Source organism: Methylobacterium tarhaniae, from assembly GCF_001043955.1.
Classification (GTDB): Bacteria; Pseudomonadota; Alphaproteobacteria; order Rhizobiales; family Beijerinckiaceae; genus Methylobacterium; species Methylobacterium tarhaniae.
Window position 1 is genome coordinate 53,870 of the sequence record NZ_LABZ01000070.1, and the last position, 13,929, is coordinate 67,798.

General features: G+C 70.2%; 10 protein-coding genes. 8 read left to right on the forward strand and 2 right to left on the reverse strand.

Annotated features, from left to right (window positions below; genetic code table 11):
• The first annotated feature begins 35 nt into the window (after positions 1-35).
• Together VQ03_RS11275 and VQ03_RS11280 are read left to right on the forward strand one after the other, a co-directional pair.
• The gene (locus tag VQ03_RS11275) at positions 36-383 is read left to right on the forward strand and encodes a hypothetical protein (protein ID WP_048450963.1); all 348 of its coding nucleotides are present in this window, start codon (positions 36-38) and stop codon (positions 381-383) included.
• A 372-nt stretch (positions 384-755) separates the two neighbouring features.
• On the forward strand, positions 756-2,897 hold the full coding sequence (locus VQ03_RS11280; protein WP_083467933.1) for a TonB-dependent receptor: 2,142 nt from the start codon (positions 756-758) through the stop codon (positions 2,895-2,897).
• 111 nt (positions 2,898-3,008) lie between these two features.
• On the opposite strand, the gene VQ03_RS11285 is transcribed toward VQ03_RS11280, so the two are convergent.
• Together VQ03_RS11285 and VQ03_RS33720 are read right to left on the reverse strand one after the other, a co-directional pair.
• A complete protein-coding gene (locus tag VQ03_RS11285) occupies positions 3,009-3,374 on the reverse strand; it encodes a response regulator (RefSeq protein ID WP_048450964.1) in 366 nt (121 codons plus the stop codon).
• Between the two features lie 44 nt (positions 3,375-3,418).
• Positions 3,419-3,706: an STAS domain-containing protein gene (locus VQ03_RS33720; RefSeq protein ID WP_048450965.1), complete on the reverse strand. Its 288-nt coding sequence runs from the start codon at positions 3,704-3,706 to the stop codon at positions 3,419-3,421.
• Positions 3,707-3,991: 285 nt separating this feature from the next.
• On the opposite strand from VQ03_RS33720, the gene VQ03_RS11295 reads away from it, so the two are divergent.
• From VQ03_RS11295 to VQ03_RS11320, 6 genes are all read left to right on the forward strand, one after another.
• Positions 3,992-5,104 carry a methyl-accepting chemotaxis protein gene (locus VQ03_RS11295; protein WP_053078510.1) on the forward strand — a complete coding sequence of 371 codons (1,113 nt, stop codon included), beginning with the start codon at positions 3,992-3,994 and terminating at the stop codon, positions 5,102-5,104.
• Between the two features lie 358 nt (positions 5,105-5,462).
• Entirely contained in the window at positions 5,463-7,538 is a 2,076-nt protein-coding gene (locus VQ03_RS11300; RefSeq protein WP_048450966.1) for a chemotaxis protein CheA, read from the forward strand.
• An 83-nt stretch (positions 7,539-7,621) separates the two neighbouring features.
• The gene (locus VQ03_RS11305) at positions 7,622-8,059 is read left to right on the forward strand and encodes a chemotaxis protein CheW (protein ID WP_425350059.1); all 438 of its coding nucleotides are present in this window, start codon (positions 7,622-7,624) and stop codon (positions 8,057-8,059) included.
• A gap of 19 nt (positions 8,060-8,078) precedes the next feature.
• The gene (locus tag VQ03_RS11310; RefSeq protein WP_048450967.1) at positions 8,079-10,376 is read left to right on the forward strand and encodes a HAMP domain-containing methyl-accepting chemotaxis protein; all 2,298 of its coding nucleotides are present in this window, start codon (positions 8,079-8,081) and stop codon (positions 10,374-10,376) included.
• Between the two features lie 143 nt (positions 10,377-10,519).
• Entirely contained in the window at positions 10,520-12,613 is a 2,094-nt protein-coding gene (locus tag VQ03_RS11315) for a HAMP domain-containing methyl-accepting chemotaxis protein (RefSeq protein WP_048450968.1), read from the forward strand.
• Positions 12,614-12,816: 203 nt separating this feature from the next.
• Positions 12,817-13,929: CHASE3 domain-containing protein (locus tag VQ03_RS11320; protein ID WP_048450969.1), on the forward strand; the 1,113-nt coding region annotated here is incomplete at its 3' end.

The window sequence follows — 13,929 nt, forward strand, 5'->3', positions numbered from 1 at the left end:
CCGAGGATGGCGTCACTCCAACAGGGAGAGACACCATGACGACGATCTCGACGAAGATGATGGTGGCGGCCGGTATCACCCTGGCGGCCCTGGCCGTCGGTACCGGCAGCGCGGAGGCCCGCGGGTTCGGGCGTGGCGGGTTCGGACATGGCGGCTTCGGACATGGCGGGTTCCGGCATGGCGGGTTCGGCCATCATGGCGGCTTCGGGTACCGGGGCGGCTTCGGACACGGCCGGTTCGGCCATCACGGCCGTTTCTACCGCCACGGCCACCGCTACCGCTTCGGCGGCCTGGGCTTCGGCGGCCTTGCCTCGGGCATCTACGGCGATTGCCGCGTGATCTTCAGTCCCGCGCTCGGCCGTTACGCACGCTTCTGCGGCTGACCACCTCCCCGCCGGATTCCCGGACCGGGCAGGTCGGCCCGGGGAACGGAGACGTGGCGAGCGGAGGCGTAGCCGGAGCGACGGTGAGGGGGCTCGACGAGCGAGGCTCCTCCGCAGACGCCCCCTCACCCTCGCGGCGAACCTTCGGTGCGCTTTGGGCGTCCTGAGCCCCTTCCCCGCCCACGGGGATGGGGATGTCCGCGCCCATCCTGCCGCGGAGCCTGGCCCGCACGCCTCCGGCCGTCGCCGGCGCCGGGGATGTTGTAATAGTGTTACGCTTGCGGTGTTTGCCGCTCGGTCGGCATTCGCGCGCTTGTCAGCCGGGCCCCGAGCGGCACAGATGAAACATTATAACGTTCATCTGGATGAAAGATGCCCTATCGCCGCCGCCTGGCCCTGCTGGCAGTCAGCACCGCGCTCCCGCTCGTCACCGGTGCCGCGGGGCAGGCGCGGGCCGAGGACATCAAGCTCGAGGAGATCACCGTCTCGTCGCCGAGCCCGATCGTGGGGCGCCCCGCGGCGGGACCGGGGACCGGCATGGGAGCTGCCTACCCGATCGGCGTGCTGCCGGTCGTCACCAACACGTTCTCGCCCGTCACGGTGGTCACCCGGGAGCAGATCGCGCGGGACCAGCCGCGCACCCTGGGAGATGCGCTGTTCGACCGGCCGGGCATCTCCTCGACCACCTACGCGCCCGGTGCGGCCTCCCGGCCGATCATCCGCGGCCTCGACAATGCCCGGGTGCGCATCCAGGAGAACGGCATCGTCAATGGCGGCGTATCCGATCTCGGCGAGGACCACGCCGTCCCGGTCAATCCGCTCGTCGCCGACCGGCTGGAGGTGATCCGCGGGCCCGCCACGCTCCGCTACGGCTCGGGCGCCATCGGCGGCGTCGTCTCGGCCGAGAACAACCGGGTGCCGACCTTCATCCCGGCCAACGGCTATACCGGCCAGGTCACCACGGGCTATTCGACGGTCGATAACGGTCGCCTCGGCGCGGCGACCGTGGATGCCGGCAAGGACGGCTTCGCCGTGCACGCCGACGGCTTCAGGACGGCCGCCGACAGCTATGCGATTCCCGGCGGGATCCAGCGCAATTCCTACAACGAGTCGCAGGGCGGCTCGGTCGGCGTCTCGGCGATCGGCGACCGCGGCTTCGTCGGCGTCGCATTCAGCCATTACAACGCGATCTACGCCATTCCGGGCGGGGAGGCCGAGCAGGCCCGCACGCGCCTGACCCCGAACCAGGACCGGGTGCTGTCGCGGGGCGAGTACCGCCCGCTCGACGGTCCCTTCGAGGCGATCCGCTACTGGGCCGGCTACTCGGTCTACCGGCACGACGAGATCGGCATCGGCGAGAACGGGATCGAGGGCCGGCAGGCGACCTTCAAGAACCGCGAGGCCGAGCTGCGGATCGAGGCGCAGCACGTTCCGGTCTTCACCGCGCTCGGCACGCTCACCGGCGCCATCGGCGTCCAGGCCGACCGGCGGTCGATCAACACCCAGCTCGAGGCCTTCCTGCCGCAGACCGACTCGCGGGCGGGCGCCATCTACCTGTTCGAGCAGCTCGAGGTGCTGCCCGGGACGCGGCTGCAGGCCGCCGGCCGGATCGAGGGCGACCGCATCCGCAGCACCGCGGCGCTGTTTCCGGGCGACTACCTCCCGGTCGATGGCGAGGACCCCCTCGCCTTTCGCCTGACCCGCCGCTTCGCCCCGAAGAGCGCGAGCGTCGGGCTGTTGCAGGACCTGCCCTACGGCTTCGTGGCGAGCCTCACCGGATCCTATGTCGAGCGGGCGCCGACGGGCTACGAGCTGTTCTCGCAGGGCCCCCACGACGCGACCGCGACCTTCGAGATCGGCGATCCGACCCTGCGGCTGGAGCGTGCGCGCACGGTCGAGGCCAGCATCCGCCACGGCGACGGGCCGCTGCGCTTCGAGGCGACCGGCTATTACACCCGCTATACGGGCTTCATCTACAAGCGCCTGACCGGGGCCCTGTGCGACGACGACTTCGCGAGTTGCGGCACCGGGGACGAGCTGCGCCAGGTCGTCTATTCGCAGCAGAACGCCACCTTCTACGGGGCGGAGCTGATCGGGCAATACGACGCCGTGCCGGTCCGCAACGGGTTCCTCGGGGTCGAGGGACGCTTCGATGCCGTGCGGGCGACGTTCGACGACGGCACCAACGTGCCGCGCATCCCGCCCTACCGGCTCGGCGGCGGCGTCTACCTGCGCGCGGAGGGATGGTTCGCGCGGGTGAACCTGCTGCACGCCTTCGCCCATACCCGGATCGCGCCGTTCGAGACCGACACGCCCGGCTACAACGACCTGCGCGCCGAGGTGAGCTACACCAAGGCGCTCGACCCGGCGGTCTACGGTGCCAGCGAGGTGACGCTCGGGTTGCAGGGCCGCAACCTGCTCGACGACGACATCCGCAACTCGGCCTCGTTCAAGAAGGACGAGATCCTTCTGCCGGGACGCAACCTGCGGCTGTTCCTGACCGCGCGGTTCTGAACCTGCCGGCCTCCGGCACGGCGCGATCGGGCCGTGCCTCGGTCCGGATGCGGGTCCTCGCAGGCCCGCTTTCCGGGACCGGAGCGAGGACACAAGGCGCGCCGCCCGCGATCAGGCGCGGGTGAGCTTCGAGACGACGGCGAGCAGCTGCTCGGGCTTGAACGGCTTGGTGATCCAGCCCGTCGCGCCGGCCGCCTTGGCCTGCTGCTTGATGCCCTCGTCCGATTCCGTGCTCAGGAACAGGATCGGCACGCCGGTCAGGCTCGGCAGCGTCCGGATGTTCTTGATCATGTCGAGGCCGTTCATCACCGGCATGTTGAGATCGGTGATGATGAGGTCGAGCGCGCTCGACTTGGCCTTCGCGACCCCTTCGGCGCCGTCGGCGGCCTCGATGACGGTGTGCCCCGCCGGTCCGAGAACCACTTTGATCATCTGCCGGATGCTCGCGGAGTCGTCGACGGCGAGAACGGTAGCCATGGGGTGAACACTCCGGGATGGTGATGAGGGGCCGCGCGCGGGAATCAGTTCGCCGAAGCGAGGGAGCCTTGAACCGTGAGGCCGGCCCGGGCGAAGGCGGCCTGCACGATGTCGGACGCATCGACGACGGTGAGCCGCTTGGCCCGACGCTCCGCCGTGCCGGCCGCCGAGACGACCAGCTGCACGAAGGCGATGTCGGCACGCTCGACGCCGGCGCAATCCAGAACCAGGTCCGTGCTCGCGGCGAGGGCGGCGGCGATCTCGCCGTGAAGGGTGCGGATCGCGCGCAGGGAGCAATCGCCCGGCATCGTGACCGTGAGGGAATCTGACATGGCGGCCCCGGCGTCCTCGGGAGGCGTCCAAACCGCGCCTCGCCGCAAGACTAAGCGGGAACTGTGTAAAACTTTCTTGAACCAGCCGATCCGGTCGGTGCCGCAGCGATAACGCTTCCGCAAGCATGGTCGCCGTAGCGTCTTCGGACACGGAGCGCGACGGCAACCGAGCGCGGACGCTACGAACGGTTCCATGGAGCGCGGACGATGATTTCCGAGGCGGCACAGGTGACGCAGGAGCGCCCCCGTGCGCGGTGGTTCCGGCCTCGCGGCCCGGAGACTCCCGTGCCCGCGATCCTCGTGCCGGCCCCGGCGGTCGTCGACGACGCGCCGCCTGCCGCGGAGGTGTCCGGCGCCGCCGATCTCCTGCAATCCTGGCTCGGCCTGTCCACGCTGCAACGGCGGACGCTGGACGCCCTGATCGGCGAACTCGGCCTCGCCTCCGGCCACATGGAGGAGAGCGTTCACGGCCTGACGGATCGCTTCGAGAACATCGCCGCGACGACCCGGGACCAGGCCGCGATCGTGCAGGGCCTCGTCGCCTCGATCCAGGCCGTCGAGATCGACGGACGCTCGGTTCCCCTCTCCGACGTCGCCTCCGGGCTCGGGGAGACGCTGTCGGCGCTGATGGACAAGGTCGGCCGGCTCTCGCGCCAGGGCGGCGCGACCGCCCGCTCCCTCGATGCGGTGCTGACCGAGATCGACGCGGTCGAGGGCAGCGTCGCGCGGATCGAGACGATCAACCGCCAGACGAACCTGCTCGCCCTCAACGCCAAGATCGAGGCGGCGCGGGCGGGCGAGGCGGGCCGCGCCTTCGCGGTGGTGGCCGACGAGGTCCGCCTCCTGGCGCAATCGATCAACACGCTCTCCGGCACCATCAAGGATCAGATCGGCTCCATCGCCACCGGCCTGCGCGAGAGCCACGGCCTGCTGCAGGACATCGCGACCGTCGACGTCTCGGACGAGAGCCGCAGCGCCGAGACCCGCGTCGCCACCGTCATGCAGGCGCTCGTCGCACAGAACTCGCGCTTCGCCGGCGTCCTGCAGCAGACCGCGGAGACGACGCAGTCGATCACGGCCGATGTGTCGGGCGCCATCGTCGCCATGCAGTTCCAGGACCTGACGAAGCAGCGCCTCCAGAACGGCGAGACCGTGCTGCGGGCGCTCGCGCGGGAATCCGGGCGGCTGGCCGAGGAGGCGCAGGCCCAGCGCCTCGATGCGCCGGGGCTCGCGCCCGACCAGGCCTGGGCCGAGGCGATGATCGCCGCCTGCACCCTCGGCGAGGTCCGAGACCGCTTGCGGCGTCAGGTGCTGGGCCAGGAGCCGGCCGGCGGACCGGCGGGGGCCGCGGCCGAGGCGAAGCCTGTGGACGACCTCGACGGCATCGACCTGTTCTGACCTGACGGACATCGTCGACGGATCACGCCGCGGAGCGCCTCGCGCGCTGCCGCGGCTTCGGCGCGCCGCGACCCCCGGGAACCGCGGGCGCTCCTCGCCTCGCCGTCTCAGCAAAGACAAAAATCCTAACGTAGAGTTTCGGAAATTTCTCTGGGCGATAACTGAAAATTAGCCTGCAGCCGGCAATATTTTCTTACTGCGATATTCCGCATTTCCAAGCGCCGACTCCAGATCTCGTTAACTCTGACTCCGCCCGCACGACCGGGCGTTCTTGCAGGATAGGAGCGACGGGGCGGGCCGGGGCGGCGTGACGCAGTTATCCTCGTGATTTCCGCGCGATCGAAGGGTCGATGCAGACATGACTTCCCTCAATCCGGTCGACGTGTTCCGCATGGAGGCCGACGAATTGCTCGCCTGCCTCGAGACTACGCTGCTCGATCTCGGCGAGAAGCCGCATGACAGGGCCCTGATCGACACGGCGTTCCGCGCGCTCCACACGATCAAGGGCTCGGGGGCGATGTTCGGCTTCGAGCGCGTGGCGGCGTTCGCCCACGACTTCGAGACCGCCTTCGATCTCGTGCGCCAGGGCCGTGTCCCGGCGAGCGTCGACCTCGTGAACGTCGCCCTCTCGGCCAAGGACTATATCCGCCTCCTGATCGAGGATCCCGACGGGGCCGAGCCGGTCTTCGGCCAAGCGATCCTCGACGAGCTCGGCGGCCTCGTCGGGCGGGCGACGGACCGGGCGGAGGTCGCCCCGGCGCCGGCCTCCGAGCCCGATCCGATCGCCCCCGCCGATGGCGCGGCCGGCTGGCGCCTCGGGATCGCCTTCGCACCGGACATCCTGCGCAACGGCACCAATCCCCTCGCCCTCCTCGACGACCTGCGCGACCTCGGCGCCGGCACGGTCGTGCCGCGGCTCGACGCCGTGCCGGACCTCGCGGCGCTCGATCCCGAGGCCCTGTCGATCGGCTGGGAGGTCACGTTGCCGGCCGGCGTGACCCGCGAGGCGATCGAGGACGTGTTCCTGTTCGTCCAGAACGAGATGACCCTCACGCTGACGCCGCTCGGCGGGGCGGCGGAGGCGCCGGTACCGGCGCCGATCCCCGTCGCCGCCGATCCGGTGCCGATGCCCGCCGCCGTTCCGGCCGCGCCGGCGACCGCCCGCGCCGCGCCCTCCTCTCCTTCACTTGCTCCTGCCCCTGCCCCTGCCCCCCCGGCTCCCGAGCCGCGCGCGGGCGCGCGGCGGAACGATGAGCGCACCACCAGCACGGTGCGGGTCGAGGCGGAGCGCCTCGACGAGCTGATGGACCGCGTCGGCGAACTCGTCATCGCCCAGGCGCGGTTGAGCCAGCTCGCCGGTCTGCACGCCGATGGCGGGATCAAGACGGTCGCCGAGGAGATCGAGCGCCTCTCGGCCCGCCTGCGCGACACCACGATGAGCATCCGCATGGTGCCGATCGGGTCGCTGTTCGGCCGCTTCCGGCGCCTCGTCCACGACCTGTCACGGGATCTCGGCAAGCCGGTCGATTTCGTCACCGAGGGCGAGGATACCGAGCTCGACAAGACCGTGATCGAGCGCCTGGCCGATCCGCTGGTCCACCTGATCCGCAACGCCATCGACCACGGCATCGAGGATCCGGCCCGGCGCGCCGGCAGCTCCAAGAGCGCCACCGGCCGCATCACCCTGTCGGCCGAGCATGCCGGGGCCCAGGTGCGGATCAGCGTGCGCGACGACGGCGCCGGGCTCGACGCGGCCCGCATCCGCGCCAAGGCCGAGGAGAAGGGGCTCGTCGCCCCCGGCGTCGCGTTGAGCGACCAGCAGGTCTACCAGTTCCTGTTCGCCCCCGGCTTCTCGACCGCCGCGACGATCTCGGCCCTGTCGGGGCGCGGCGTCGGCATGGATGTGGTCAAGAAGACCATCGAGTCCCTGCGCGGCACGATCGACATCACGACCGAGCCCGGCGCCGGCACCACGGTCTCCTTGCGGCTGCCGCTGACCCTCGCGATCATCGAGGGCCTGCTGATCCGGGTCGGCGAGGGACGCTACGTCGTGCCGCTCGCGGCGGTGGAGGAATGCGTCGAGCTGCCCGCGGGCGACCGGGCGAGCCGCGGGCGGGACTTCCTCGACATCCGCGGCACGCTGGTGCCGTTCCTGCGGCTGCGGTCGCTGTTCGGGGCCGAGGGCGAGCCCGACCCGTACCAGAAGGTGATCATCGTCTCGGTCGGCGAGACCCGGGTCGGGCTGCTGGCCGACCAGATCATCGGCAACCACCAGACCGTGATCAAGTCGCTCTCGAAGCTCCACGCCGACGTGGCGACCTTCTCGGGCGCGACAATCCTCGGCGACGGCACCGCCGCCCTCATCATCGACGTCGCGCGTCTCGTGTCCGGCGGGCACGTGGAGATGCCGCGCGAATACCAGGACGTAGCATGATGACCGGCACAAAGGACGAGCTCGGGCCGACGGCCGGCTTGCAGGTAGCAAACTTGCAGGTAGCAAACTTGCAGGTAGCGAACTTGCAGGTGACGAACCTGCAGGTGGTGAAGGTGCGCATCGGCTCCGAGACCTTCGCGCTCGATGCCGGCATGGTGCGGGAGATCATCGACCCGATCCCGACGACCCGGGTGGCAGGCGCGCGCTCGCATCTCGACCGGGTCGTGAACGTGCGCGGCAACGTCGTGCCGCTCGCCGATATCCGCGAGCGCTTCGGCATGAAGCCGGAACCGGCGACGCCCGACACCCGCTTCGTTGTGATCGAGGTCGAGATCGCGGGCGATCCCGTCATCGTCGCCCTCGTCGCCGACAAGGTCTTCGAGGTGACGGAGGTCCAGACCGGCACGGCGCAGCAGGTACCCAAGGTCGGCACCTCGTGGCGGCCCGAATACATCAAGTCGATCGTCAAGAGCGGGGACGAGTTCGTGATCCTGCCCGATGTCGAGCGGATTCTGAACTGAGCGAGACCGGAGTCATCTCATGCGTTTCACGATCAAGGCGAAACTCGCCGGCGGCTTCGCCTCGGTCCTTGTCCTGTCTGGCGTGGCCGGCGGCGTCGGGTACCAGAAACTGACCGCGGCCGACGAGTCGACGAAGTTCGTCGTCAGCCGCGCCGAGGTCCAGGCGCTCGTCCTCGATGCGAAGGCCAACGCCATCCGGGGCATTTCGAACACGCGCGCCGCCGTCATCAGCGCGGACGACGTGCAGATGGCCGATTTCATCAAGCGCGCCACGGAAAACCGCGCCGACGCACTCGCCGCGATGGCGAAGGCCAAGACCTATATCAACTCCGAAGAGGGCCGGCGCCTCTTCGACGACCTGTCCGACAGGTACGACAAGCAGCGCGCTCTGGCCGGCAAAGTGCTGGAGCTGACGCAGCTCAACTCGAACGCCCGCACCTGGTCGGAGATCGACACGACCGGGCGTCCCGCCACGGTCGCGCTGCGCGCCGAACTGGACGAGTTCATCAAGGGCCGGCCGGGCGAGCCGGGCGGCGACGAACTTGTCCGCGCCACGGCGGCCTTCCAGGTCCGGCTGGAGCGGGCCTGGGGCCAGATGCAATCGGCGACCGGCGCCCTCAGCGTCGCGGCGCTGGAGCAGCGGGTGACCGACGCCAAGCAGGTGCGCGAGGAGAGCTCGCGCGCGATGGACGAGTTGCTGCGTGTCGGCACGGCGCGCGGGCTTCCGGCCGAGGCAATCCGGCAGAAATACGCGGCCTGGTCCGCCTCCTTCCAGAAGGCGCTCGCGACCGTCGAGACCGGGACCACCGTCAAGGCGGCCTCCCTTGCCTCGGGCGACTACGCCGTCGCGAGCACCGCGGCGATCCGCGCCTTCGACGCCCTGGCCGAGTTCCAGGGCAAGCGCATGGCCGATGCCGTGGCGCGGGCCAGGGCGGAGTCGCGAGAGGGCCAGACGATGCTGCTCGCCGTCCTGGCGGGCGCGCTGCTCCTCGGCTTCGGCATCGCGACTTGGCTCGCCGTCGCCATCTCCCGGGGCTTGAGCCGCGCGGTCTCCCTCGCCGACGCCGTGGCGATCGGCGATCTCGGCCAGACGATCACCGTGACCTCGCGCGACGAGATCGGCGACCTCGTCACCGCCATGAACCGCATGACCGCCAACCTGAACGCGACCGCCAGCCTCGCCGACGCGATCGCGGAAGGCGACCTCACGGTGGAGGCCAAGCCCCTCTCCGACCAGGACCGGATGGGCATCGCCCTGCAGACGATGCTCGCGCGGCTGCGCAATGTGGTGGCGGATGCCTCCGCGGCAGCGGCCAACGTCTCGGCGGGCTCACAGGAACTCTCGGCCTCGGCCGAGCAGCTGTCGCAGGGCTCGACCGAGCAGGCCGCTTCCACTGAGGAGGCCTCGGCCTCGATGGAGGAGATGGCCGCCAACGTGAAGCAGAACGCCGAGAATGCCGGCCAGACCGAGGCCATCGCCCGCCAGTCGGCCAAGGACGCCGAAGCGAGCGGCGTCGCGGTCGGCCGCGCCGTCGAGGCGATGCAGACCATCGCCCAGAAGATCACCATCGTGCAGGAGATCGCCCGCCAGACCGACCTGCTGGCGCTCAACGCCGCCGTCGAGGCAGCGAGGGCCGGCGAGCACGGACGGGGCTTTGCGGTGGTGGCGAGCGAGGTGAGGAAGCTCGCCGAGCGCAGCCAGGCGGCGGCGGCTGAGATCGGAACCCTGTCGATCGACACCGTGAAGGCGGCGCAAGCGGCCGGCGACATGCTCGGGCGTCTGGTGCCGGACATCAAGAAGACGGCGACCTTGGTGGAGGAGATCTCGGCGGCGTGCCGGGAGCAGGATGTCGGGTCGGGCCAGATCAACCAGGCGATCCAGCAGCTCGACAAGGTGACGCAGCAGAACGCCAGCGCGTCCGAGCAGGTCTCGGCGACGTCGGAGGAGCTGGCGGCGCAGGCCGAGACGCTGCAGGCGACGATCGCGTTCTTCCGGATCGACGAGAGCGATGCGGCCGGGTCGCAGGTGATCGACGGGGCTGTGTCGCAGTTGCGCGCCACGGCGTCGCGGATGGCCGCTCCCTCGGCGGTGGTCCGGTCGCCCGCCAAGGCGCCGGCCAAGCGCGACTCTGCGGCCCATCCGGCAGTCAAGTCACCCGCCACCAAGTCTCCTGCGGCCAAGTTTCCTGCGGCCAATTCCCCGGCTGCCAGGCCTGCGGCGTCCCGGTCTGTGGCCGGCGGCCTCGGCGGAGGCGGCTTCTCCCTCGACATGAGCGAGGGCGACGAGCGCGACGCCGACTTCACCCGCGTCGCCTGACGCGGCCATCCCGGATCCCGCGCGAGAGCGACGCTCGCGCGGAGCGACGAAAAAGCCGTCGGCGCGTCATGCCGATCGACCGCCGACGGCTTCCATCAGGACGTCTGGACAGTGCCGAACACGTAGAAAGAGAGCACACACCGATGCGGTTCACGATCAAAGCCAAGCTCGGCATCGCCTTCGGGGCGATCCTCCTCGTCCTCGGCGGAGCCGGCACCCTGGCCGTGTCCAGCCTGAGCCACTCCAACGACCGGATGCAGGCCTTCGCGGCCCGGCCGTTCTCCCAGGTCCAGCGGGTCCTGCGCATCGAGGCGATGTCCTACGACGCCGCCCGTATGTTCGCCCGCTCGATGCTCGAGCCGACGAATGCCGCCCGCGAGAAGCTGTTCGCCGAGTTCAAGGCGAACGACACCAAGCTCCAGGGCATTCTGCGGGAATACACCGACCTCGTCCCGGCGGAGGATCGCGCCCGCGTCCAGCCCCTGCGCGAGAACTGGACCAAGCTGACCGACGCCGTGACCAAGGGCATGGAATTCGCGGTCCAGAACGGCAACAACACCGCCAACACCATCGCGACCGGCGAGCAGCTCACGGCTTACACCGCGGTGATGGGGCGCATCGACGACATCAAGGCGCGGCCCGACTTCCCGGCCGAGGACCGCGTCCTGATCGGCGCCATCGAAGCCAAGATGTTCCGCCTGCGCGGCGAGATCTACCGCGAGATCGTGATCACCGACGACACCCTGCTCGCGAAGATCGCCGCGGAGTTCGGCGACACCCAGAAGGCCCTGTGGCGCGATCTCGCGAAGCTCGGCGAGGCCGGCCGGACTGCTGGCTATTCCGAGGCCGTCGGCGCCCTCTCCGCAGCCGTGAGGGCCTGGGAGCCCTCGGCCGAGAAGGTCTTTGCCTACGGGCTGGCCAATACCGACGCCAAGGCCCTGCGCTTCTACGTCGGCCCCTTCACGGATGCCCGCCGGGCGGTGCTCGAGGAGGTGGGCAAGCTGCGCGGCTACGAGGAGAGCGTTGCCAACGGCTTCGTGCGTGAGACGCAGTCGGCCTACGAGACGACCCGCACGATCCTCGCCGCCGTCGTGATCGGCGCGGTGATCCTCGGCCTCGGCATGGCTCTGTGGCTGGCGCTCTCGATCTCCCGCGGTCTCTCCAAGGCGGTCTCCTCCGCCCAGAGCGTCGCGGCCGGCGACCTGACCAAGGACGTGGTCCCGACCGGGCGCGACGAGGTGACGGACCTCCTGCGGGCGATCCAGGCGATGAACGTGAAGCTGCGCGAGGTCGTCGGGCAGGTGGTGTCGGCGGCGAGCAACGTCTCGGCGGGCTCACAGGAACTCTCGGCCTCGGCCGAGCAGCTGTCGCAGGGCTCGACCGAGCAGGCCGCTTCCACCGAAGAAGCCTCGGCCTCGATGGAGGAGATGGCCGCCAACGTGAAGCAGAATGCCGAGAATGCCGGCCAGACCGAGGCCATCGCCCGCCAGTCGGCCAAGGACGCCGAAGCGAGCGGCGTCGCGGTGGGCCGGGCCGTCGAGGCGATGCAGACCATCGCCCAGAAGATCACCATCGTGCAGGAGATCGCCCGCCAGACCGACTTGCTCGCCCTCAACGCCGCCGTCGAGGCGGCGCGCGCCGGCGAGCACGGGCGGGGCTTTGCGGTGGTGGCGAGCGAGGTGAGGAAGCTCGCCGAGCGCTCGCAGGCGGCGGCGGCCGAGATCGGGACGCTGTCGGCCGACACCGTGAAGGCGGCGCAAGCGGCTGGCGACATGCTCGGGCGCTTGGTGCCGGACATCAAGAAGACGGCGACCTTGGTGGAGGAGATCTCGGCGGCGTGCCGGGAGCAGGATGTCGGGTCGGGCCAGATCAACCAGGCGATCCAGCAGCTCGACAAGGTGACGCAGCAGAATGCCAGCGCGTCCGAGCAGGTCTCGGCGACGTCGGAGGAGCTGGCCGCGCAGGCCGAGACGCTGCAGGCGACGATCGCCTATTTCCGGATCGATGGGAGCGATGCGGCGGTGGGGTCTCGGACGATCGACGGGGCTGTGTCGCAGCTGCGCGCCACCGCCGCCCGGATGGCCGCTCCCTCGGCGGTGGTGAGGTCGCCCGCCAAGGCGGCCGTCAAGCGGGGCGCGGTGGACCGCCCGGCCCGGAAAGCTCTCGGCGGGGGCGGCTTCGCCTTCGACATGAGCGAGGGCGACGAGCGCGACGCCGACTTCACCCGCGTCGCCTGACGCCGGCCGGCACTGAGCCTCGCCGTCACCACCGCCCGGATGGACGCGAGCGAGATCCCTCGCACTCTCGCGCCCACCCCGGGCGGGCACCCCGATTGACCACGCGAGTCCCGGTCACCCGCCACCTTCACGCCGGGCGGAGCGCCACCGCGGGAGTCCAGCAAACGCTGCTTCCCAACGGTCAAATCACAGGAATGTTCCTCATGGGCATGTTCGACAACATTTCGATACCCCGGAAGCTGGCCCTCACCCTCACGGTGATGCTGGGGGTCGAGCTGGGCGTGAACGCCGTCGTGCACTGGAAATCGGGGGAGATTCGGCAGGCGGTCAACTGGTCGGAGCACACGATCCAGGTGATCGACGCGAGCAACCGGGCGCTGTCCGGGATGGTCGATCAGGAGACCGGGTATCGCGGCTTCCTCCTGTCCGGAGACAAGAAGTTTCTCGCCCCCTACGAGAAGGGCTGGGAGACCTTCGAGGCCGCCTGGCGCCAGGCCAAGGACCTGACGGCCGACAACCCGGCCCAGCAGGAGCGGCTCGACGTGGTCCGCCGGCTGGCCGAGGCTTGGCATGGCGGCGTGGCCCAGAAGGGCATCGCCCTGATGGCCGTCGCCGAGACCCGCGACGCCGCGCGGCAGGCGGAGATCGCCGGTGCCGGCAAGGAGGCGATGGACGGGCTGCGGGCCAAGATCGCCGAGGTCATCACCAACGAGAACGCGTTGATGCAGACGCGGCGGACCGCGCAGGCGGCCGCTTTCGAGGCGACGACGCAGTTCATTGCGCTCGGCACCCTCGCCACCCTGCTGATCGCGGCCGGCATCGCCTTCCTGCTCATCCGAACCGTCGCCCGGCCCGTGACCCGGGTGAGCGCCAAGCTCGCCGAGCTGGCGACCCCCATCGAGACCGGCCGGCGCGACGAGGTCGGGCAGATCGAGGGCACCGCGCTCGCGGTCGAGCAGGCGTTCCGGGACATCTCCGAGGTCCTCGCAGCCGCCTCGGTCGGCGACTTCTCCAAGCCGCTGTCGAAAGATTACGGGGGCTTGAGCAGCGAGGTGCAGGCCAATCTTCGGTTGATGACCGAGAACCTGCGGGCGATCGCCGACGTCGCGACCGCGATCGCCGGCGGCGACCTCACCGTCGAGGCAAAGCGGCTCTCGGACAGGGATGGGCTCGGCATCGCCCTCGAGCAGATGCTGGCGCGCCTGCGCGCCGTGGTGGCGGATGCCTCGGCGGCGGCGAACAACGTCTCGGCGGGCTCGCAGGAGCTGTCGGCCTCGGCCGAGCAGCTGTCGCAAGGCTCGACCGAGCAGGCCGCC

Excerpts from the sequence above, each read along its gene's own strand:
- VQ03_RS11280 (WP_083467933.1), top strand. The coding sequence starts at position 756 with ATGCCCTATCGCCGCCGCCTGGCCCTGCTGGCAGTCAGCACCGCGCTC.
- VQ03_RS33720 (WP_048450965.1), bottom strand. The coding sequence starts at position 3,706 with ATGTCAGATTCCCTCACGGTCACGATGCCGGGCGATTGCTCCCTGCGC.
- VQ03_RS11300 (WP_048450966.1), top strand. The coding sequence starts at position 5,463 with ATGACTTCCCTCAATCCGGTCGACGTGTTCCGCATGGAGGCCGACGAA.
- VQ03_RS11275 (WP_048450963.1), top strand. The coding sequence starts at position 36 with ATGACGACGATCTCGACGAAGATGATGGTGGCGGCCGGTATCACCCTG.
- VQ03_RS11310 (WP_048450967.1), top strand. The coding sequence starts at position 8,079 with ATGCGTTTCACGATCAAGGCGAAACTCGCCGGCGGCTTCGCCTCGGTC.
- VQ03_RS11285 (WP_048450964.1), bottom strand. The coding sequence starts at position 3,374 with ATGGCTACCGTTCTCGCCGTCGACGACTCCGCGAGCATCCGGCAGATG.
- VQ03_RS11315 (WP_048450968.1), top strand. The coding sequence starts at position 10,520 with ATGCGGTTCACGATCAAAGCCAAGCTCGGCATCGCCTTCGGGGCGATC.